The sequence below is a fragment of the Gallintestinimicrobium sp. genome (genome assembly GCF_046968865.1).
Lineage (GTDB): Bacteria > Bacillota > Clostridia > Lachnospirales > Lachnospiraceae > Gallintestinimicrobium > Gallintestinimicrobium propionicum.
Window position 1 is genome coordinate 217,712 of record NZ_JBKVPW010000002.1, and the last position, 19,894, is coordinate 237,605.

Annotated in this window: 20 protein-coding genes; 14 read left to right on the forward strand and 6 right to left on the reverse strand. The window is 50.0% G+C overall.

Annotated features, from left to right (window positions below):
• The first annotated feature begins 185 nt into the window (after window positions 1–185).
• The 3 genes from trxA (at window position 186) to udp (ending at window position 2,332) form a co-directional block, all read left to right on the forward strand.
• Window positions 186–494 carry a thioredoxin gene (gene trxA / locus ACLTOQ_RS02810; protein WP_021914602.1) on the forward strand — a complete coding sequence of 103 codons (309 nt, stop codon included), beginning with the start codon at window positions 186–188 and terminating at the stop codon, window positions 492–494.
• A 127-nt stretch (window positions 495–621) separates the two neighbouring features.
• Window positions 622–1,518, forward strand: a complete 897-nt coding sequence (locus ACLTOQ_RS02815; protein WP_412318677.1) for a sugar phosphate isomerase/epimerase family protein — start codon at window positions 622–624, stop codon at window positions 1,516–1,518.
• 34 nt (window positions 1,519–1,552) lie between these two features.
• Window positions 1,553–2,332 carry a uridine phosphorylase gene (gene udp / locus ACLTOQ_RS02820; protein ID WP_021914604.1) on the forward strand — a complete coding sequence of 260 codons (780 nt, stop codon included), beginning with the start codon at window positions 1,553–1,555 and terminating at the stop codon, window positions 2,330–2,332.
• Between the two features lie 157 nt (window positions 2,333–2,489).
• Here the strand turns inward: udp and rpsT are convergent, their stop codons facing one another.
• The gene (gene rpsT, locus ACLTOQ_RS02825) at window positions 2,490–2,753 is read right to left on the reverse strand and encodes a 30S ribosomal protein S20 (protein WP_021914605.1); all 264 of its coding nucleotides are present in this window, start codon (window positions 2,751–2,753) and stop codon (window positions 2,490–2,492) included.
• A 394-nt stretch (window positions 2,754–3,147) separates the two neighbouring features.
• On the opposite strand from rpsT, the gene gpr reads away from it, so the two are divergent.
• The 3 genes from gpr (at window position 3,148) to ACLTOQ_RS02840 (ending at window position 7,086) form a co-directional block, all read left to right on the forward strand.
• Window positions 3,148–4,059, forward strand: a complete 912-nt coding sequence (gene gpr, locus ACLTOQ_RS02830; protein ID WP_021914607.1) for a GPR endopeptidase — start codon at window positions 3,148–3,150, stop codon at window positions 4,057–4,059.
• 71 nt (window positions 4,060–4,130) lie between these two features.
• Entirely contained in the window at window positions 4,131–5,531 is a 1,401-nt protein-coding gene (locus ACLTOQ_RS02835) for a stage II sporulation protein P (RefSeq protein WP_021914608.1), read from the forward strand.
• A gap of 133 nt (window positions 5,532–5,664) precedes the next feature.
• The gene (locus ACLTOQ_RS02840) at window positions 5,665–7,086 is read left to right on the forward strand and encodes an MATE family efflux transporter (RefSeq protein WP_412318678.1); all 1,422 of its coding nucleotides are present in this window, start codon (window positions 5,665–5,667) and stop codon (window positions 7,084–7,086) included.
• A gap of 111 nt (window positions 7,087–7,197) precedes the next feature.
• Here the strand turns inward: ACLTOQ_RS02840 and ACLTOQ_RS02845 are convergent, their stop codons facing one another.
• The 5 genes from ACLTOQ_RS02845 to ACLTOQ_RS02865 all read right to left on the reverse strand — a co-directional run bounded on the left by ACLTOQ_RS02845 (window position 7,198) and on the right by ACLTOQ_RS02865 (window position 10,540).
• Window positions 7,198–7,404 carry an alpha/beta-type small acid-soluble spore protein gene (locus tag ACLTOQ_RS02845; RefSeq protein WP_021915757.1) on the reverse strand — a complete coding sequence of 69 codons (207 nt, stop codon included), beginning with the start codon at window positions 7,402–7,404 and terminating at the stop codon, window positions 7,198–7,200.
• A 203-nt stretch (window positions 7,405–7,607) separates the two neighbouring features.
• A complete protein-coding gene (locus tag ACLTOQ_RS02850; protein WP_412318679.1) occupies window positions 7,608–8,210 on the reverse strand; it encodes an ATP-binding cassette domain-containing protein in 603 nt (200 codons plus the stop codon).
• Window positions 8,197–8,973, reverse strand: coding sequence for an ABC transporter permease (locus ACLTOQ_RS02855; protein ID WP_337561883.1), 777 nt, complete (start codon window positions 8,971–8,973; stop codon window positions 8,197–8,199). The genes ACLTOQ_RS02850 and ACLTOQ_RS02855 overlap by 14 nt, the downstream gene beginning before the upstream one ends.
• A 191-nt stretch (window positions 8,974–9,164) precedes the next feature.
• On the reverse strand, window positions 9,165–10,280 hold the full coding sequence (locus tag ACLTOQ_RS02860) for an ABC transporter substrate-binding protein (protein WP_412318681.1): 1,116 nt from the start codon (window positions 10,278–10,280) through the stop codon (window positions 9,165–9,167).
• A 2-nt stretch (window positions 10,281–10,282) separates the two neighbouring features.
• Window positions 10,283–10,540: a TM1266 family iron-only hydrogenase system putative regulator gene (locus ACLTOQ_RS02865; RefSeq protein ID WP_021915761.1), complete on the reverse strand. Its 258-nt coding sequence runs from the start codon at window positions 10,538–10,540 to the stop codon at window positions 10,283–10,285.
• A 282-nt stretch (window positions 10,541–10,822) separates the two neighbouring features.
• Between ACLTOQ_RS02865 and tig the strand changes: the two genes are divergently transcribed.
• The 8 genes from tig to ACLTOQ_RS02905 all read left to right on the forward strand — a co-directional run bounded on the left by tig (window position 10,823) and on the right by ACLTOQ_RS02905 (window position 19,797).
• Window positions 10,823–12,106 (forward strand): trigger factor, encoded by a 1,284-nt coding sequence (gene tig / locus ACLTOQ_RS02870; protein WP_021915762.1) that lies wholly within the window; start codon window positions 10,823–10,825, stop codon window positions 12,104–12,106.
• Between the two features lie 222 nt (window positions 12,107–12,328).
• Window positions 12,329–12,925, forward strand: coding sequence for an ATP-dependent Clp endopeptidase proteolytic subunit ClpP (gene clpP, locus ACLTOQ_RS02875; protein WP_021915763.1), 597 nt, complete (start codon window positions 12,329–12,331; stop codon window positions 12,923–12,925).
• A 20-nt stretch (window positions 12,926–12,945) separates the two neighbouring features.
• Window positions 12,946–14,223 (forward strand): ATP-dependent Clp protease ATP-binding subunit ClpX, encoded by a 1,278-nt coding sequence (gene clpX / locus ACLTOQ_RS02880; RefSeq protein WP_021915764.1) that lies wholly within the window; start codon window positions 12,946–12,948, stop codon window positions 14,221–14,223.
• A gap of 122 nt (window positions 14,224–14,345) precedes the next feature.
• On the forward strand, window positions 14,346–16,661 hold the full coding sequence (lon, locus tag ACLTOQ_RS02885; protein WP_021915765.1) for an endopeptidase La: 2,316 nt from the start codon (window positions 14,346–14,348) through the stop codon (window positions 16,659–16,661).
• A 1-nt stretch (window position 16,662) separates the two neighbouring features.
• Window positions 16,663–17,292, forward strand: a complete 630-nt coding sequence (gene yihA, locus ACLTOQ_RS02890) for a ribosome biogenesis GTP-binding protein YihA/YsxC (protein WP_021915766.1) — start codon at window positions 16,663–16,665, stop codon at window positions 17,290–17,292.
• Window positions 17,265–18,428, forward strand: a complete 1,164-nt coding sequence (ytvI, locus tag ACLTOQ_RS02895; RefSeq protein WP_412318683.1) for a sporulation integral membrane protein YtvI — start codon at window positions 17,265–17,267, stop codon at window positions 18,426–18,428. The genes yihA and ytvI overlap by 28 nt, the downstream gene beginning before the upstream one ends.
• Before the next feature lie 100 nt (window positions 18,429–18,528).
• Window positions 18,529–19,269: a tRNA pseudouridine(38-40) synthase TruA gene (truA, locus tag ACLTOQ_RS02900; RefSeq protein WP_412318684.1), complete on the forward strand. Its 741-nt coding sequence runs from the start codon at window positions 18,529–18,531 to the stop codon at window positions 19,267–19,269.
• Between the two features lie 9 nt (window positions 19,270–19,278).
• Window positions 19,279–19,797, forward strand: a complete 519-nt coding sequence (locus ACLTOQ_RS02905; RefSeq protein ID WP_412318685.1) for a VanZ family protein — start codon at window positions 19,279–19,281, stop codon at window positions 19,795–19,797.
• Window positions 19,798–19,894 lie beyond the last annotated feature (97 nt).

Below are 19,894 nucleotides of genomic sequence, written 5' to 3' on the forward strand. Positions count from 1 at the left end.
AAACTTAGGCTGGAAGGCAAAAATCCTATCGGCACAGCCGATTTGGAATGGATTTTTGCGCGTAACTGTGAGGGAACAGAACAGTTACGAAAAATAGAATTTTTCAATCGCGAGATTTGTGTCTGCGCACACTTGACACAAACTCGGCATGTACAAAAAAATGTGTGCAGAAATGAGAGGAAAATATGGCTAAAAATATTACCGTGGATAATTTTGAAAAAGAGGTACTGCAGGCGGCAGGCCCCGTTTTGGTAGACTTCTGGGCAACCTGGTGCGGACCCTGCCGGATGCAGGGACCTGCAGTGGAAAAGCTGGCAGAGGAAGGCTATAACGTCGGCAAAATCAATGTGGACGACGAGGGTGAGCTTGCAGAGCGCTATCATGTGATGAACATTCCGACTCTGATTATTTTCAAAAACGGCGAAGAAAAAGAGCGCATGGTCGGCGTACAGAGCAAAGATCTGCTGGAAAGCAAATTAAAGGCGCTGGCATAAGGCGTTGTGACAAAGCATTTGCTACAGGAAACGGCTTGCTTTCAGCCGCTGTCATAGTACAATGATATGGTATCACGCAAAGCAGCAGGATATGCCGCATAGATACAAAGGGGAAAGAGGGAAAAAGATGGAACTGGGAATTAACACAGATTTTGCAAACGAGCCGTGGGAACTGGAAGAAATCAAAAACAAGCTCCGCGAGATCGCAGAGGCTGGCTTTACGCACATTCACTGGTGCTTTGACTGGGATGGGGATTATCTGTACGCCCGCAGTGAAATGGAGCAGATCCGCAGCTGGATGGACGAGCTTGGATTGAAAGAAAAAGGACTGCATGCTTCGAAGGGCAGCCGCCGATTTGTAGAAAGATATGCAGAGGCACCTCATGGCAGAAAAGACTACCTGTCCGAGCTGGAACCGAACCGTATCGCAGGCGTCGAGCTGATTAAAAACCGTGTGGAGCTGGTTCATGTGCTGGGAGGCAAGGAGATCGTGCTGCATATGTATCTGCCGACCAAGAGCTTTGAGGAAAAGCCGGAAACCAAAGAGCTTTTCTATCAGCAGGCATGCAAGTCTCTGGATGAGCTGCAGCCCTATTGTAAGGAGCTTGGGGTGAAGATCTGTCTGGAGAACCTGTTTGAAGCTTCTGCAAAAGATCAGATCGAGCAGTTTGATTATCTGTTTGGACGTTATCCTGCAGATTTTCTGGGACTGTGCATCGATACCGGACATGCAAACCTTGTCGGCGGCAACGAGTTCATCAAGCTGCTGGCAACCCGCTATGCAGACCGTTTCTTCTGCCAGCACTTACATGATAACAGGGGCTGGGGAAAAGAAGATGGCTGCGGAGACGCACACCGTCTGCCGGGGGAATGCAGCATTGACTGGAAAGAAACCATGAAGCTTGTCCGGGCGTCCGCTTACGAGCAGCCCTTCATGATGGAAGTTTCCAAGCCGGAAGGGGAAGACTGCGCACATTACTTAAAGCGCGCCTATGAAGCAGGCGTTTGGATGGCAAATTTATAGAATTGATAAAGATTGTCCGGAAAGGGGGATCTGTATGCACTATGCGGAAGAAGAAATGCAGTATCATCTGCAGATTCATAACGGGCAGGTTGGAAAATATGTCATTTTGCCGGGAGACCCTAAACGGTGTGAAAAAATCGCCGCATATTTTGAACATCCGGTTTTGATTGCGGACAGCCGGGAATTTGTGACGTATACCGGAACGCTGGAGGGCGAGACAGTTTCTGTGACCTCGACAGGCATCGGCGGTCCCTCTGCGGCGATTGCGATGGAAGAGCTGTTCAAAGCGGGCGCGCATACGTTTATCCGCGTCGGAACCTGCGGCGGCATTGATACAGAGGTACAAAGCGGCGATCTGGTCATTGCAACCGGTGCGGTACGAGCTGAGGGGACGAGCCGGGAATATGCTCCGATCGAATATCCGGCAGTCGCAAACCTGGATGTGATCTGCGCACTGCGGGAGGCTGCCCGGGATCAGGCAATCCGATTCCATACGGGCGTTGTGCAGAGCAAGGACTCCTTTTACGGACAGCACGAGCCGCAGGTCATGCCGGTGGATTACATGCTGCAGCAGCATTGGGGCGCGTGGAAAAAGATGGGATGCCTTGCATCGGAAATGGAATCCGCGGCGCTGTTTATCGTGGCGCAGTATCTTCGGGTGCGCTGCGGCGCGGTATTTCTGACGATGGCAAACCAGGAGCGGGAAGTGCTCGGACTTTCTAACCCGGTCGTCCACGACACAGACATGGCGGTGCGCGTCGGCGTGGAGGCACTGAAAAAGCTGATCGCACAGGATCGCATGACGAAGCTGTGAGCCTGGGATCTGTCTGTTGAGCCGCGTAATCAGGGATGGATGTTGTTCTGCACAGAGTATTTTCCATGTCACCATAACAAAAAGAGCAGTTCCCGTGACGGTGGGAACTGCTCTTTTTCATACAGAATTTTTTAATTCTGTTTCATTCGTTTTAAAATTAAGCGATTTCGTTTACTGCTTTAGCCAGACGGGAAACCTTTCTGGAAGCGGTGTTTTTATGATATACGCCCTTGGAAGCAGCCTTGTCGATAACTGTGGTTGCGTTCAGCAGTGCAGCCTTTGCAGCTTCCTTGTCCTGTGCTTCGATTGCAACACGAACCTTCTTAACAGCGGTCTTAACAGAAGATTTGATTGCTTTGTTTCTTTCAGCCTTGGTCTGGTTTACTAAAATTCTCTTCTTTGCAGATTTAATATTTGCCACGATGATACCTCCAATGAATTAACCCAAAAATGTGTGCTGTATCGTATTACATTAAAGCCGGACACGGACGTTCTAATGCAAACATACATATGTATTCTATTGGATGAAAAGAATTCTGTCAATAGATATTTTCTGGATTTTTGGAAAAAATGGAAATATAGTTCTTACAGTTCACTCGTACCGTTTGTAAGCAGATTTCATGCTCGCATGAAAATCTGCTTACAAAAAGGTACGAAGGGAACGCCACTTTATGAGCAAAAATGAGCTGCGAAGCAGCGGAGAGCGTCGAAGCGCGGTTCATGACAATAGAATGTTCGCGAAGCGTGCATTCTATTGTATTGCGAATGGCGCGAGTGAACTGTAAGAAACACAATCTTAGAAGGAGGGAATGCGAATGAGCGCTTTTGCCGTTCGGACAGATCTTGCACTGGAAGAGGGGGAACGGATTCGGGAGTCCGGCGTTGAGATTCACGGGGTAATTCTGGAAGAAGAAACCAGACCGGAAACGGGAATTTTGGTGACGCGGGTAAAAATAGAGACGAAAAACGGCGCAAAAATTATGGGGAAACCGATCGGAACATACGTTACACTGGAAGCCGGACAGCTTGGAAACGACGAGGAGGAGTATCAGCAGGAGGTGGCGAAGGAACTTTCGGTGCAGCTGCAGAAACTGATTGCTGATCCGGAAACTGAAAAATCCGTGTTGGTCGTGGGGCTTGGAAACCGGCAGGTGACGGCGGATGCGCTGGGACCGCGGGTGGCGGACAGACTGTTTATTAACCGGCACATCATTCTCGAGTTTGGCGCAGCAGCGTATAACCGGAAAAAAATGAACCGCGTCAGCTGTCTTGTCCCCGGAGTAATGGCGCAGACAGGCATGGAGAGTGCGGAAATCGTGCGGGGCGTTGTGAAGGAGACAAAGCCGGATCTGGTGCTGGTTGTCGATGCGCTTGCGGCGCGTAGTACAAAGCGGTTAAACCGGACGTTCCAGATCAGTGACGCAGGAATCTATCCGGGTTCAGGGGTCGGCAACCACAGAAATGCGCTGACCGGGGAATCTCTGGGAGTGCCGGTGCTTGCGATTGGTGTGCCGACGGTAGTGGATGCTGCGACAATCGTCGGAGACGCGCTGCGGGAGATGGAACAGGAAAACGATTCTGCGTTGCTTCAAAATCGCGAGCATCCGCAGGCACTGTCCGGTCTGAACAATATGTATGTGACCGGAAAGGACATCGATGAGACAATTTTATATCTGAGCGAAATCGTGTCGAATGGAATCAACCGGGCGCTGAACCCGGAAGGGTGATTGCGAACCAATCAATCAGGTACTGAGCCGGGAAAAGTGATTCCAGCCTTTCTGTGCGCATATATTGCAGTATGGGGAAAAAAGACAGACCGAAAAAAAACAGATATCGGGCAGTAATCGCCATTGTGATAGCGGGAATTGTTTTTCTTACGTTTCCGCGCGCAGAGGAACGAAATTTCAGGGAGCTTCTGACGGAGAATGCAGAGCTGGAGCTTTTAAATGCCTTCTGTCCGGTGATCGCAGCGGCAGGGGACAACGGCAGGATCTCTGTGTCCGGATGGATTTTTCCGTTTCTTGGTTATCAGAGCAAAACAAAAACTGCGCAGCTGGCGCAGGAAAATTCTGATATGGTGGAAAAGATTCTGCTGGCGGAAGGGAGGGACGAATACACCGGGATGAGCGGTGACGATACAGAAAAAAATGCGCCGACGGATGGCAGGAACCTATCGCTTGAAGAGCTTGCGCGGTTGGAAAATGAGCAGGCGGGCGGACAAAAAAGCGGACAAAACGGCGTGGCGGACGGCAGCGAAACCGACGGGAGGAGTGTTGCATCCGACCGCGAAGGGCAAAGCAACGGCGGGATCGAAACCAGACCTGGCGATAGTCAAAACGAAACCGGCGACACAGCAAATAGCTCCGGCATCGGCGATTTTACAGCCTCTCTCCCGGAGAAGCAGCGTACCTACAACTGGTCGGAGCTTACGAGTTATGATGCGCTGGTGCGGGAATTTTATGCGATCGATCCGGCAACCGCGGCGGACGAGACGCAGCTGAATCAAAAGGCGCTGCTTGGCAGGGTGCTTTCCGTACAGAAGCGGACGGACGACCAGCCGCAGATTTTGATTTATCATACCCATTCGCAGGAAACCTTTACCGATTCGATTCCGGGAAACGCGCAGACCGGAATTATGGGCGTCGGGGAGGTGCTGGCGGAAATTCTTCGCAAACAGTATGGCTATAACGTGATGCATCATATGGGACAGTATGACGTGGAAAAAAGGGATTATGCCTATTCCAATTCCCTTCCGGCGTTGGAAGCGCTTTTGTCGGAAAACCCGTCGATTGAGGTGGTGATCGACCTGCACCGGGACGAAGTGGCAGAAGGAACGCGGCTCGTGACGGAGATTGGCGGCAAAAAAATGGCGCGCTTCATGTTTTTCAACGGACTGTCCAGAACGAGACGGCTCGGGGACATTGATTCGCTTCCGAATAAAAATATTGCGGATAATCTCGCATTTTCGTTCCAGATGCAGGTGCTGTGCAACGAGTATTACCCGGGGCTGACTCGCAGGATTTATTTGAAAGGCTATCGTTACAATATGCACTTAAAGCAGAGGTATCTGCTGATTGAAATGGGGGCGCAGACCAACACCTATGAGGAGTGTATGAATTCCTGTGTTCCACTGGCGCAGATGCTGGATCTGGAATTGTCGGGAAAAACAGATTTTACGCTTGATCTGGAGAAAGGATGAGAGTAAAATGAGAACAATAGTCTCCCGTTTTGCAATGTCCGGCGGATGGGCGCAGAACGGCATTGGTGTTTTCATTCTGATGATATACTGAGGGGATACCATCGACAAAAATACGACAGATAAGGGGTATTAGATGAGAGAGAAAAGAATCAGATGGAACGTATTTGCACAGGCAGTCTATACTATTGCACTGCCGATCGCGTTTCAGAATTTATTGTCTACGACGGCGAGCATGGTGGATACGATCATGATCGGAAGCATGGGAGAGCTATCGGTCGCGGCGGTCGGCATCTGCTCGCAGATTTCGTCGCTGTTTTTCTCCTGCTATTTCGGATTTGCAGGAGGCGCGCTTTTGTTCTTTTCCCAGTATTGGGGTGCCAAAAGTGAAAAGGGTATCAACAAAACCTTTGGGCTTTCCATGAGCTTTATGCTGCTTGTCGGTCTTTTGTTCGGAGCAGTAGCGGTGACAAGACCGGAGTTTCTGCTTGGAATTTATACAGATAAGAAAAATATTATAGAGGTGGCGATTCCCTATATCCGGATCGTTGGCTTTGCTTATCCGCTGCAGGTACTGGCGGTGATCATCAGCTTTCTGATGCGGGCGACAGAGCGCGTCAAGATTCCCCTCGTTTCTTCCGCAGTTGCGCTGGTGGTCAATTTTGTCCTGAACTGGATCCTGATCTACGGACGGTTCGGCATGCCGCAAATGGGAGCGGCAGGCGCTGCGGTAGGCACGCTGGTTTCCGGTATTGTCAATCTGATCATCCTGACGGTGTTTTTGCTGAAAGATAAAAAGACGGTTACCCTGCATGTACAGGAAATGTTCCACTGGGGAGAAGGATTTGCCGGAACCTATCTGTCCAAATGTTTTCCGATTCTGTGCAATGAGCTGTTTTACGGCATCGGTCAGATGCTGATCAATATCGTGATCGGAAGACAGTCGGAAAGTGCGATCGCAGCAATGGCAGCGTTCCGTGTTCTGGAGGGCTTTGTTTATGCCTTCTTCGGAGGACTGGCGGATGCCAGCAGCGTTGTGGTCGGCAAGGAGATTGGTGCAGGACGGCATATGAAGGGCTATCAGTATGTGAAAGGGTTCACGATTCTCTGCCCGGCGATCACATTTGGTATCTGTCTGGTTGGTGTGATCTTCAACCGCCCGCTGTTGTCTTTGTTCGGATTAGGAGCAGAGGCTATGGAATATGGAAAATATATGCTGCTCATTTATTTGGCAGCGGGAACCGTGCGAACCTGTAACTACATTATGAATACCTGTTACCGCGCAGGCGGCGAGGCAATTTTCGGAACCGTTTTGGAAATTATCTGTCTGTATACGATCAGCGTACCTGCAACCTGGGTTGCAGGCATGGTCCTGCATCTGCCGTTCCTGGCCGTGTTCGCCTTTTTGTATACAGATGAGCTGATCCGTCTGGTGTTCGAGCTATGCTATACTGCGAGCGGCAAATGGGTCAAACCGGTTACACAGGAAGGGCGCGCGACCCTCGAGGAATTCCACGAGCAGATGGCGCAGCGCAGAAAGAAAAAACAGACGGCATAGTGCACCGTCCTTTTAATAAGAACAAACCAAAACAGCCGCCCGGCAGATATTTACCGGACGGCTGAAATTATTTTTTATTCATGAAATGCTCTTTATTTCATGAAATGCTTTTTATTTCATGGATTCTTCCTGCTTCTTGATCATTCTGCGAACCATCTCGCCGCCGATGGAGCCGGCTTCCTTGGAAGTCAGGTCACCATTGTAGCCTTCCTTTAAGTTGACGCCCAGCTCGGACGCAACCTCAGTTTTGAAGCGTTCCAGTGCGGCCTTCGCCTCAGGAACTTCCACTCTATTGGATTTACCAGAATTCGTTGCCATGATTAGTCACCTCCATTATTTTCTGCTGTTGGGTTTCAGATAAGCTGCAGAGACTCTGTCATCGGATGGAACGTTGGCTCTGCAGCTGCCTGTCCGGTCGATGTATCAGTGTCACATTTGCTTATCTTGAGCTTAGTATGTTCCGGATACAGGGAATTATAATGGAAATTTTTGTCATTTTAGTTTCCTTTGGAACGACTGATTTACACAGAACAATAGGAATCGAACGGGCAGAGAATTTCTGCACCCAAAAGCGCAGCGTCCTCTTGCGTATGGGCGGCAAACAGAAGAATTTTGTCCTGTGCGCGGTTGCGGACGAGCACAGCTGCTTTTTTGCGGTTTTCGCTGTCCAGACCGTTGAAGGGTTCGTCTAAAATCAAAAGGTCGAAGGGAACGAGCAGGGCGCGCAACAAAGATAATCGGCGCTTCATGCCGCCGGAAAATTCGCATACCGGCTGGGACAGGGCATTTTGCGGCAAAAGGGCTGCAGCGTAGGCAGAAAGTTCTGCGTCGGAAAGGCGCTGCCTGCACACAAAACGGAGATTTGTCAGGACATCGTAGCCCTCCAGCAGCCGATCCTCCTGAAAAACAGCGGAAATTTTGAGATTTTTAAGTCCATCTATTGTGCCGCTGTCCGGTGTTTCCAGACCCATCAGGATGCGAAAAAGCGTTGTTTTTCCTGTGCCGGACGGAGCCATGAGACAATAGGCGTTTCCGGGAGAAAGCGCGAGGCTTAGATCGGAAAAGATGACCTGTCCGTGATAGGATTTGGAAAGCTTTTGCAGAATCAGATCATTGTTTTTCATGAACAGTGTTCCCCTTTCCGCCGGCAGCAGTCATGAGCCGGAGCAGAATTTTTTCAAAACAGGAGGCGATTAGAATGATCGCGAGCGTCCAGGCAAACAAAGAAGCCGTGTCGAGATAAATTTTTGCTTCATAGAGGTTTGCACCGATGGAAAAGTCGGGGACGCCGATGACCTCGGCGGCGATGCCGGATTTAAATGCCATGCCGAGCGCCGATTTGCAGGCGCTGATCAGATAGGGCGACAGCGCCGGACGGTACAGGTAAAAGACTTTTTTATGGAAAGGAACGCGAAAAACCTGTGCCATTTCCAAAAGTTTCGATGCGGTGCTTTTTAAGCCACTGACCGTACTGATGTGCAGGATCGGATAGGCGACCAGAAAAGAAATCAGGATCGAAAGGTTTTTCGAACCGGTCCAGATCAGGGCGAGGATGACAAATGACGCGACCGGGATAGATTTCATAAACTGAATTGGCGGTTCCAGAAATTCCCCGACAATCCGGAAGCGGCAGGAGAGCGCCCCGGTCAGGATGCCGAGCAGCATGGCTAGAAAAAATCCAATGCAGATGCGGGAAATCGAAAACCAGATGGAACGCCAGAACCCAGCGGTGATCAGACATGAAAAAAAGGTCCGAAGCGTTTTTGACGGGCCGACGAGCAGGATGTCATTGTGAAAGAAAACAGCGAGCAGCTGCCAGACGAGCAGCCAGAACGCGTATATGCCGAGCTTTTTGAAAAGCTTCGGGAATCCTTTTTTTCTATTCATAAAAAATGCTCCATATCAAAACAGCTGCAGCCGCACGCAAAAGCGCGGGATGCAGCTGTAACTTCTTATCATATGGAAACTTTGTTTCCATATGATAAGAAACGCTCCGCGAGGATGCGCACTCGGCGCAAGGGTAGATGGTTGCCGAAGCAACCGCGCCTCGACGCAAGGATGTGCCGAAGCACATTTTTTTACCGCAGATAATAGAAATCATCCTCCGGCAGGGAACCGCCAACGGACTGCGGGTTCTGCGAAAGCAGTACGGACAGATAGCCGTTTAACGCATCCTTCATGTCCTGTCCGTCGAGATAGGTGATGTTGCAGGCGGGCAATGCTTTCTGTGCGATGGCAGCTTTTGCGACGATGCCTGCCTTTTCGATCAGGGCAGCAGCACCTTCAGGATCGGCTGCAGTATAGGCGATCGAAGCCTCGTGCTCCGTTAAAAACGTATCTACAAGATCTTTGTGTGCGGCTAAAAACTCGTTGTTGACGATCGAAACGCCGGTCACGAGACGGCTGTTGGAACCATCCTCCTGCAGGCTGTCCCATACTTTTGTCAGATCAAGGACAACGGACAGGCTGTCGTTCTGCGCGATGGCAGCAGTTACAAAAGGTTGTGGAAGCAGACCGATCGCATTGGGATCTTCTGCGAGAACTGCGGCAACCTCGGATGCCTCGGACTTAAATTCGAGGGTCACGGCATCGTCGGAAAGACCGGATGCAGAGATCAGATAGCGGAGCACATATTCCGGGGTTGTGCCTTTGCCGGGCAGATAAACGGTTTTGCCGGACAGGTTTTCGATCGAGCTGATAGAAGAATCGCCGGATACCAGATATAAAACGCCGAGGGTGTTGATATCGATCACGGAAACTTTACCCTCTGTTTTGTGATACAGGACAGAAGCGACGTTTGCGGGCAGCAGGGCGATGTCGATCTTGCCGGAAGCAACCAGACCGGTCAGTTCGTCGGCAGCGGTCACCATTGTGAATTCGTAGTTATTTGCGGCAGTGCCGTTTTGGACATCGTCCATGAGCTTGACCAGTCCCATTGTGGTAGGACCCTTGAGACCGCCTATGCGGACAACGGTGTCATCAGAGCTTTCCTCCAGGGCTTCGGTCGAGGTCTCTGTTTTAGCAGCAGTCATTTCTTCTAAAGAAACTTCCTCGGAGCCGGTTTCGATAGCGCCTTCGGCAGTGCTGATGGTTTCGGGAACAGTGCTTTGCGAAACGGAAGCGGAAGATGAGCAGCCTGCGAGCAGGGATGCGCACAGCAGGGCGCTCATCAGCAGGGAACCAAACTTTTTCATAATCATGTCTCCTTTTTCAGACTTTGATAGATGGTTTTCGTACTGATGCCGTCCAGCATGCCGAGCTTGCCGGACAGGCTGCTGATCTGGTTCATAGGCGCGTCGAGAACAATGCTGATAATAGAAAGACCGCGCTCCCGGTAAGGCAGTCCCATCCGTCCGATAATATACTGTCCGTATTCATGCAAAATACGGTTCATCGTTTCGATCGAATCGGGATTTTCCACCATAATTCCAATCAGGGCTACGCGGTTGTCCATAAAATTTCCTCCTGTGTACGCCTTCTCCCGCAGAAAATCAGCCCGCAATCCGAAAAACTGCGGCAAAAATCTTTAGGGTCAGCACGAATTGTCTTAACAATAGCATAAAATCGGGAGACTGTCAAAAAAAACTGGCATTTTAAAACACCTTATGATATAATCGTACAATGACTGTAGTGAGTTTGATGCGGTTGTGCGTCTTTTTATAAAAACGCTTTTGTACCGGCGGCTCACTGGAATATCCGTCAGACGGACAAAAGCAACACGAGGAGGACTTATACAATGAGTTTACAGGTTGAAAAACTTGAAAAGAACATGGCGAAACTGACCATTGAGGTTTCCGCAGATGAATTTTCCAAGGCACTGGAAGATGCTTACCAGAAAAACAAAAGCAAAATCTCCGTACCCGGTTTCCGTAAGGGCAAGGTTCCCAAGAAGATGATCGAGCAGATGTACGGCAAGGGTGTATTTTATGAAGATGCTGCCAATGCCCTGATTCCGGAAGCATATGAAAAAGCGCTGGAAGAATGTGAAGAGACCATCGTTTCTTCTCCTAAGATCAACGTTACCCAGATCGAAGAGGGCAAATCCTTCATCTTTACTGCAGAGGTTGCATTAAAGCCGGAAGTAACCCTGGGCCAGTATAAGGGCGTTGAGGTTGACAAGGTAGAAGTTTCCGTAACCGACGAAGAGGTTGAGGCTGACTTAAAGCAGCAGCAGGAAAACAACTCCAGAACTGTAGTTGTGGAGCGTCCTGTACAGGATGGCGACATCGCTGTAATCGACTATGAAGGCTTCATCGACGGCGTAGCCTTCGAGGGCGGCAAGGGCACCAACTACAATCTGACGATCGGTTCCCATTCCTTCATCGGCGACTTCGAAGAGCAGCTGATCGGCAAGAACGCAGGCGAAGCGTGCGAAGTAAACGTAACCTTCCCTGAAGAGTACCATGCAAGCGAGCTGGCTGGCAAGCCTGCACAGTTCAAGGTAACTGTTAAGGAAGTAAAGGAAAAACAGCTTCCTGAATTAAACGACGAGTTCGCAGGCGAGGTTTCCGAGTTTGAAACCCTGGCTGAGTACAAAGAAGATATCAAGAAGAGCCTGCTTGCAAAGAAAGAAGCAGACGCTAAGGGCGCTAAGGAAGACGCTGTTATCGACGCAATCGTAGAGAATGCGCAGATGGAGATCCCGGACGCTATGGTAGAGACTCAGCAGAGACAGACCATCGACGAGTTCGGTCAGAGACTGCAGATGCAGGGTCTGAACCTGGAGCAGTACTTCCAGTTCACCGGTCTTACCTACGAGCACATGATGGAGCAGGTAAAACCTCAGGCGGAGCGCAGAATCAAATCCAGACTGGTTCTGGAAGCGGTTGCAGCTGCTGAGAATATCGAAGCTACGGAAGAAGATTTCGATGCAGAAGTAAAGCGCATGGCAGAAGGCTACAAGATGGAAGCAGACAAGATCAAAGAGCTGATGGGTGAAGCCGGCAAGAAGCAGATCATGGAAGATCTGGCTGTCCGCAAGGCTGTAGATTTCGTTGTAAGCGAAGCAGTAGAGAAATAATTTCAAACTGCGAACGATTCGAACATGATCTAAAATATTTCTTAAATATCAGCTGGATTTGTTGCAAAAGACAATGCCATGGGATAAGATTGGAAACAGATCAAATCCGACAGCGGGGCAGTTTCCTGCTGCAATAAAAAAAAACCGCAGGGTTTTATGTATGCCAGAGCAGGGGCGTTTAACTGCTCTGGCATACCCCTTGTGAAAGGAGAGTGCTCAGATATGAGTTTAGTACCTTATGTAATCGAACAGACAAGCCGCGGAGAACGTTCCTATGACATTTATTCCAGACTGCTCAAAGAAAGAATTATTTTCCTGGGTGAGGAAGTAAACGATGTAACGGCGAGCCTCGTTGTGGCTCAGCTTCTTTTCCTGGAATCTGAAGACCCGGACAAGGATGTCCATCTGTATATCAACAGCCCCGGCGGCTCTATTCCTGCCGGTATGGCAATTTATGATACGATGAAATTTATCAAATGCGATGTCTCTACGATCTGTATCGGTATGGCGGCAAGCATGGGAGCCTTTTTGCTGGCAGGCGGCACGAAAGGCAAGAGAATGGCCCTCCCGAATGCGGAAATCATGATCCATCAGCCTCTGGGCGGCGCACAGGGACAGGCGACTGATATCGAAATCAACGCGAAGCATATATTAAAAACAAAAGAGAGAATGAACAGAATTCTTGCGGAGAATACTGGAAAAGAGTACGAAGTGATCGCTGCGGACACCGAAAGAGATAACTGGAAGACCGCAGAAGAAGCCAAAGAATATGGCCTGATCGATATGATTATCACTTCCCACGAGGATTATTTGAAATAAGAAATAGATAGGAGAACGATATGGCAGGCAGATTTTCTGATGACCAGGTGAGATGTTCCTTCTGCCACAAGACACAGGATCAGGTGCATAAGCTGATTGCTGGTCCGGACGGCGTATATATCTGTGATGAGTGCGTGGACATCTGTGCCGAAATCATCGAAGAGGAAAATGAAGAAGAACCGCAGGAGGAAGATCCTAAACAGATCAACCTGCTGAAACCGGTGCAGATCAAAGAATTCCTCGATGATTATGTGATCGGTCAGGAAGAGGCCAAAAAGGTACTGTCCGTTGCTGTATATAACCATTATAAAAGAGTGACAGCCGGGGCGGACGACGATGGCGTTGAGCTGCAGAAGTCCAACATTATTATGCTGGGACCTACCGGCAGCGGCAAGACATATCTTGCACAGTCTCTGGCGAAGATCATCAACGTACCGTTTGCGATCGCAGATGCGACGACGCTGACGGAAGCCGGATATGTCGGTGAGGATGTTGAAAACATCCTGTTAAAGCTGATTCAGGCGGCTGATTATGATATTGAACGGGCACAGCTCGGTATTGTATATCTGGATGAAATCGACAAGATCACGAAGAAAAGTGAAAACGTATCGATTACCCGCGACGTTTCGGGAGAGGGCGTACAGCAGGCACTGCTGAAGATCATGGAAGGCACAGTAGCGAGTGTTCCTCCCCAGGGCGGACGGAAGCACCCGCAGCAGGAGCTGATTCCGATTGACACGACGAACATTTTGTTCATCTGCGGCGGCGCCTTTGACGGCATCGAGCGGATCGTGGAATCCAGACTGGACAAAAAGAGCATCGGCTTCAACGCACAGATTTCTTCCAACGTAGAGCGCAAGGCAGGCGAGCTGTATGCGGATGTAACTCCGCAGGATCTGGTGAAGTTCGGACTGATTCCGGAGTTCGTCGGACGCGTGCCGATTACGGTAGCGCTGGAGGGACTGGACAGAGAGGCATTGATCCGAATCCTCATGGAGCCGAAGAATGCGCTGATCAAGCAGTATCAGAAGCTCTTTGGATTCGACCATGTAAAGCTTTCCTTTGAGAAGGAAGCGATTGAAAAGATCGCTGACCTCGCGCTGGAGAGAAAGACAGGCGCCAGAGGACTTCGCTCCATCATGGAAAAGACGATGATGGATGTGATGTATCAGATCCCTTCCGATCCGAGCATTACACAGTGCGTAATTACAAAAGAAGCGGTAGAAGGAACCGGAAAACCGATGGTGGTACGGCGTGAAAAACAGGGACTTCTGGACGGCTTTAAAGAAGCAAAATAGAATGACAGTAAAAGACGCCGCCCGCGACAGATACGGACGGCGTTTTTTATCGTATAGGATACGATAAAAAATACTCCGCAGGATTTTATCCTAAACTCCGCATCAATAGGAGATAGCATACGATGGAAAATTTCAAAAAACTTCCGGTGATCGCCCTGCGCAGCATGACGATCCTGCCGGATACGATGATACATTTTGACCTGATCCGCAAGAAGTCCATTCTGGCGGCAGAACAGGCGATGAGCGAGGATCAGGAGGTATTTCTGGTAACCCAGTGCCATGCTGAGACGGAGGACCCGCAGGCAGAGGATCTGTACCAGATCGGCTGTATTGCAAAGGTAAAACAGGTCACGAAGCTGCCGGACAATCTGGTTCGCGTTCTCGTAGAGGGCGTTTGCAGAGGACGTCTTAGGACGCTTTTTGGAGAGTGGGAATGGCTCGGCGGCGACATCGAGGTGCTGGAAGTGCCAGCAATGGACGAAAGCAGGAAAGAAGCGATGCTGCGCAGCGCGCGCGATCGTTTCACAGAATATTGCAAATATTATCCCAGAACGGGACGGACGCTTCTGCGCCATATGGAGGAAATTCGTGATCCTGGTAAGCTGATGGATCAGATTATCGAAAATATTCCGGCAGATTACACCGTAAAGCAGAAAATTTTGGAGCAGGTGGATCTCGAAAGCCGTTTCGAAGCGCTGGCAGAGGTGCTTGCGACGGAGGTAGAGGTTGCCAGAATCCGCACGGATCTGACGGAAAAAGTGCGGGAACGTGTGGATAAAAACCAAAAAGATTACATTTTGCGGGAACAGCTGAAATATATTCAGGAGGAGCTGGGGGAGGACGATGCGTCGGATGCAGCATTGTATGAAGAAAAGCTGCAGCAGCTCAAAGCCTCTAAAGAAGTAAAGGAAAAGATCGCAAAAGAAATCTCCAGATTCAAACGGCTTTCCACAAACAGTGCAGAGTCCGGTGTGGAACGTGCCTATATCGAGACACTTCTGGAGCTTCCGTGGGACAAAACCTCCCGCGAAACCTCCGACCTGACTCGCGCGGAGGAGATTCTTGACCGGGATCATTATGGTCTGGAACAGGTAAAGGAGCGTATGCTGGAATTTCTGGCGGTGCGCGCGCTGACCAAACAGGGAGAAAGCCCGATTATCTGTCTGGTAGGACCTCCCGGAACCGGTAAAACCTCGATTGCACGCAGCGTTGCAGAGGCGTTGAATAAAAAATACGTCCGCATCAGCCTTGGCGGTGTGCGGGATGAGGCGGAGATCCGGGGACACAGAAGAACCTATGTCGGCTCGATGCCCGGACGGATTGTCAATGGTTTGAGACAGGCAGGCGTGAAAAACCCGCTGATGCTGCTGGACGAGGTGGATAAGGTTTCGAGCGACTATAAAGGAGACACCGCTTCGGCGCTTCTGGAAGTGCTGGATGCCGAACAAAACCGCAATTTCCGTGATCATTATGTGGAAATTCCGATCGATTTATCGGAGGTGCTGTTTGTTGTGACGGCAAATACGACCGAGACAATTCCGCGTCCTCTTCTGGATCGTATGGAAGTGATCGAGGTCAGCAGTTATACCGCTGCGGAAAAGTTCCATATCGCACGGGAGCATCTGATGCCCAAGCAGCTGAAGAAAAACGGTATGCAGGGACGGCTGATCGTCAGTGATAATGCACTGCGCAGCGTGATTGAGGGTTATACAAGAGAAGCCGGTGTCAGAGGTCTGGAGCGAAAGCTTGGGGAGATCTGCCGGAAAGCAGCGAGAGAGCTGTTAAAAGAGGATAAAAGCTGTATCCGCGTCAACGACCGGAACCTTGAAAAATATCTCGGCAAGCCCAGATTCCATTCCCTGAAAGCAAATCAGACGGACGAAATCGGAATTGTGCGCGGCCTGGCATGGACGAGTGTGGGCGGCGATACGCTGCAGATTGAAGTCAATATGATGCCGGGCAAAGGCGAGCTGGAGCTGACCGGACAGTTAGGCGATGTGATGAAGGAATCCGCTATGACTGGCCTGAGCTATATCCGTTCGGTCAGCGAGCGGTACCAGATCGATCCCGACGTATTTAAAAAGAATGATTTTCATATTCATATTCCGGAGGGAGCGGTTCCCAAGGACGGACCGTCCGCCGGTATTACGATGGCGACGGCGCTTCTGTCTGCGCTGACCCATACGCCGGTTCGCGCCGATCTGGCGATGACGGGCGAAATTACGCTGCGGGGCAGAGTGCTGCCCATCGGCGGCTTAAAGGAAAAGACTCTGGCGGCAAAGACTGCTGGAATCAAGACAGTATTGGTGCCAGAAAAGAACCGTCCGGACGTTGAAGAGATTCCGGCGGAGATCAAAAATGGGTTGGAAATTCTTTTTGTAGAAACGATGGACGATGTGATTGCGCACGCTTTTGTGGGCGGGAAAGGAAACAACTGATATGGTAATCAAATCCGTTCAATTGGAAACGGTCTGCGGCATTACGAGTAAGCTTCCGGACAATATGCTGCCGGAAATTGCATTTGCCGGAAAGAGTAACGTTGGCAAATCCTCCCTCATCAACGGGATCATGAACCGGAAAAGCCTGGCGAGAACTTCTTCCCAGCCCGGCAAAACCCAGACCATCAACTTTTATAATGTAAATGAAGTGTTTTATCTGGTAGATCTGCCTGGCTATGGCTACGCAAAAGCCAATCAGGAAGTAAAGGCGCAGTGGGGCAAGATGATCGAACGATACCTGCATTCCTCCAAGCAGCTAAAGGCGGTTTTTTTGCTGATCGATATCCGGCACGACCCGTCTGCAAACGATAAGCAGATGTATCAGTGGATGCGTCATTACGGCTTTGATCCGATCATCATTGCAACCAAGCTGGACAAAATCAACCGCAGTCAGATCCAAAAGCAGCTCAAGGCAATTCGGGTTGGCTTAGAGGCACAGAAGGATACGATCATCATCCCGTATTCCTCTCTTTCCAAGCAGGGACGGGAAGAAATTTATGATCTGCTCGACAGCATTCTCTCAGAAGACGGAGGCATTAAAGCATGTGGAGACAATCCAGAAAATATGTAAAAGCGGTGTTAAACCTGATCACTGCAGTAGTGATCTTGCTGTTTGTCGTATTTGTTGTGCCATCGGTTATTTCGTATTTTATGCCTTTTGTAATTGGCTGGATCATCGCGATGATCGCAAACCCGCTGGTGCGTTTTTTGGATGAAAAGATTAAGATCCGCAGAAAAGCAGGTTCTGCGATCGTCATTATTGCAGTTATCGCTGCGATCGTAGCTGGTATTTACGGAATCCTGAGCCTGCTTGCAGGACAGCTGAAGGGATTTGTGGAAGAGCTGCCGGGACTCTGGAAGGCAATGGAGTCTGATATTTCCAACGCGGGAAGCTCACTGGAAAGCTTTTCTCACTATTTTTCTCCAAACGTGCAGGAGCAGGTTGCCAGAATTCTGAATTCGCTGATGAATCTGTTGAGCAGCGCAGTGGATCATATGGGCAGTCCGACGGTATCTGCAGTCGGCAATTTTGCCAAAAATATCCCGACGATCATCGTCGGTGTCATCATGTGCCTGTTGTCCTCTTATTTCTTCGTTGCGCAGCGGGAAGAAGTGATTGCTGCGTTTCGCAGATATGTACCGGAGAACTTCCGCAAAAAGTGGGATGTGATGTATCACAGTCTGACCGGTGCCATTGGCGGATATTTCAAAGCACAGCTAAAGATCGAGATCTGGGTATATCTTCTGATGCTGGTAGGCTTTTTGATCCTGCGGGTGCGTTACGGTGCGCTGATTTCGATCGGGATTGCGATCCTGGATTTTCTGCCGGTATTCGGAACCGGTACGGTTCTGTGGCCATGGGCAGTGATCAAGGTGCTTGGCGGAGACTTTAAAATGGCCATCGGGCTGCTGATCATCTGGGGAGTTGGACAGCTTTTGCGTCAGCTCATCCAGCCGAAAATTGTTGGGGATTCCATTGGCGTTCCGCCGCTTCCGACCCTGTTTCTGATCTTTATCGGTTATAAGGTAGGCAGCGTTGCCGGCATGATCCTGGCAGTTCCTGCAGGCATTATTGTTGCCAATATGTATCAGGCGGGATTTTTTGACACAACCATTGACAGCGTGCGGATCCTGGTGCATGGCTTTAACCGGTTCCGGCGCCTGACCCCGGAGGATAAGGCAGAGATTTCGGAGAAAAAGGAATAAAAAACGTTGTCGTGAGGTTCGGGGCGGCGCGCCAAAGTCTGAGGAAACGCTTGGTTGTTCGGGGGTTTTGGCGCGCTGCGCCCGCAGAGTGGAGGATGATTTGCGCAACTTTAGAATTGTGATTCAATACGAAGGAACCAGATATCAGGGCTGGCAGCGGCAGGGGACGACTCAGAACACGCTGCAGGGCAAATTCGAGACGCTGCTTTCGAAAATTGCGGGGACTCCGGTGGAAATCCAGGCATCCGGCAGGACGGATGCAGGTGTGCACGCCCTAGGGCAGACCGCGAATTTCCATATGAATACGGAACTTTCCTGCGAAGAGCTTCTGGATAAGCTGAACCAGTATCTGCCGGAGGATGTGGCGGTTATTTCCTGTCAGGAGGCTGCTCCCAGGTTCCACGCGCGTTTAAATGCGGTCGGTAAGACCTATTGCTACCGGATTCACAACAGCAAAATCCCTGCGGTGTTTGACAGACGGCTGGTATGGCAGATCGAACAGCAGTTAGATGTAGATGCGATGAAAACAGCGGCGAAGTATCTGGTCGGGACGTATGATTTTGCAGCGTTTACCTCCGCAAAAAACAAGAAAAAATCGACTGTCCGCTCGATAGAGTCCATTTTATTCGAGCAAAACGGCGCGGATATCCGGATTTCTTTTCGGGGAGACGGATTTTTGTTCCATATGATCCGCATTCTGACCGGAACACTGGTGGAGGTCGGTCTCGGGATGCGCAGACCGGAAGAAATTGCTGCGATTCTGGACGGAAAAGACCGGCAGAAGGCGGGAATGCTGGCACCGGCGTCCGGACTTTGCCTGATGGAGGTTTATTATCAGTAGAGGATCTTTATGAAAAAGATATGGAATCAACTGGGACACAGTCTTTTTGCAGAGGATGAAAGCAGTCGGAAAACAAAGCACATTCTCAAGACTGTGTTTTTCTTTTATATTCTTGTGCTGCTCAAGGTGATTGTTTTTAAGTATCCCCTTGCGCGGCTGGAGGCGATCGCTGCTTCCTGGACAAAGGAGGTTGTCTGGGAGGGACTTGGAACCGCCAACTTCACTTTATTTAAGACGATTCGGATGTATATCCGTTACTGGGGAAAATTAAACAGCTTTGAAAATCTTTTCGGCAACGTGCTTGCTTTTGTGCCGCTTGGCTTCTTATTGCCGTTTCTGCAAAAGGAGAGCCGTCGATTCTGGATTCTGTTTCTGGACGCGTTCGTGCTTGTCTGCTGTATCGAGCTGTTTCAGCTTTTTACGGCATTCGGCGCATTTGATGTGGATGATATTTTGCTGAACTGCGTGGGTGCGCTGCTGGGATATGCGGTTTTTTCGCGCTGCCTGCGGGACGCTGCAGGAACGTAGAATTGGCGCTGGATTTTTCTATGGAAATGGAGTAACATGAAAACATGTTTGCTGCATAGCAATTTGGAAAATGGGGAGACACAAAGGGAGGAAAGGA

What these genes read in the sequence shown, in the direction of transcription:
- trxA (WP_021914602.1), top strand. Translation starts at nt 186, where the DNA reads ATGGCTAAAAATATTACCGTGGATAATTTTGAAAAAGAGGTACTGCAG.
- ACLTOQ_RS02815 (WP_412318677.1), top strand. Translation starts at nt 622, where the DNA reads ATGGAACTGGGAATTAACACAGATTTTGCAAACGAGCCGTGGGAACTG.
- udp (WP_021914604.1), top strand. Translation starts at nt 1,553, where the DNA reads ATGCACTATGCGGAAGAAGAAATGCAGTATCATCTGCAGATTCATAAC.
- gpr (WP_021914607.1), top strand. Translation starts at nt 3,148, where the DNA reads ATGAGCGCTTTTGCCGTTCGGACAGATCTTGCACTGGAAGAGGGGGAA.
- ACLTOQ_RS02835 (WP_021914608.1), top strand. Translation starts at nt 4,131, where the DNA reads ATGGGGAAAAAAGACAGACCGAAAAAAAACAGATATCGGGCAGTAATC.
- ACLTOQ_RS02840 (WP_412318678.1), top strand. Translation starts at nt 5,665, where the DNA reads ATGAGAGAGAAAAGAATCAGATGGAACGTATTTGCACAGGCAGTCTAT.
- ACLTOQ_RS02845 (WP_021915757.1), bottom strand. Translation starts at nt 7,404, where the DNA reads ATGGCAACGAATTCTGGTAAATCCAATAGAGTGGAAGTTCCTGAGGCG.
- ACLTOQ_RS02850 (WP_412318679.1), bottom strand. Translation starts at nt 8,210, where the DNA reads ATGAAAAACAATGATCTGATTCTGCAAAAGCTTTCCAAATCCTATCAC.
- ACLTOQ_RS02855 (WP_337561883.1), bottom strand. Translation starts at nt 8,973, where the DNA reads ATGAATAGAAAAAAAGGATTCCCGAAGCTTTTCAAAAAGCTCGGCATA.
- ACLTOQ_RS02860 (WP_412318681.1), bottom strand. Translation starts at nt 10,280, where the DNA reads ATGAAAAAGTTTGGTTCCCTGCTGATGAGCGCCCTGCTGTGCGCATCC.
- ACLTOQ_RS02865 (WP_021915761.1), bottom strand. Translation starts at nt 10,540, where the DNA reads ATGGACAACCGCGTAGCCCTGATTGGAATTATGGTGGAAAATCCCGAT.
- tig (WP_021915762.1), top strand. Translation starts at nt 10,823, where the DNA reads ATGAGTTTACAGGTTGAAAAACTTGAAAAGAACATGGCGAAACTGACC.
- clpP (WP_021915763.1), top strand. Translation starts at nt 12,329, where the DNA reads ATGAGTTTAGTACCTTATGTAATCGAACAGACAAGCCGCGGAGAACGT.
- clpX (WP_021915764.1), top strand. Translation starts at nt 12,946, where the DNA reads ATGGCAGGCAGATTTTCTGATGACCAGGTGAGATGTTCCTTCTGCCAC.
- lon (WP_021915765.1), top strand. Translation starts at nt 14,346, where the DNA reads ATGGAAAATTTCAAAAAACTTCCGGTGATCGCCCTGCGCAGCATGACG.
- yihA (WP_021915766.1), top strand. Translation starts at nt 16,663, where the DNA reads ATGGTAATCAAATCCGTTCAATTGGAAACGGTCTGCGGCATTACGAGT.
- ytvI (WP_412318683.1), top strand. Translation starts at nt 17,265, where the DNA reads ATGTGGAGACAATCCAGAAAATATGTAAAAGCGGTGTTAAACCTGATC.
- ACLTOQ_RS02905 (WP_412318685.1), top strand. Translation starts at nt 19,279, where the DNA reads ATGAAAAAGATATGGAATCAACTGGGACACAGTCTTTTTGCAGAGGAT.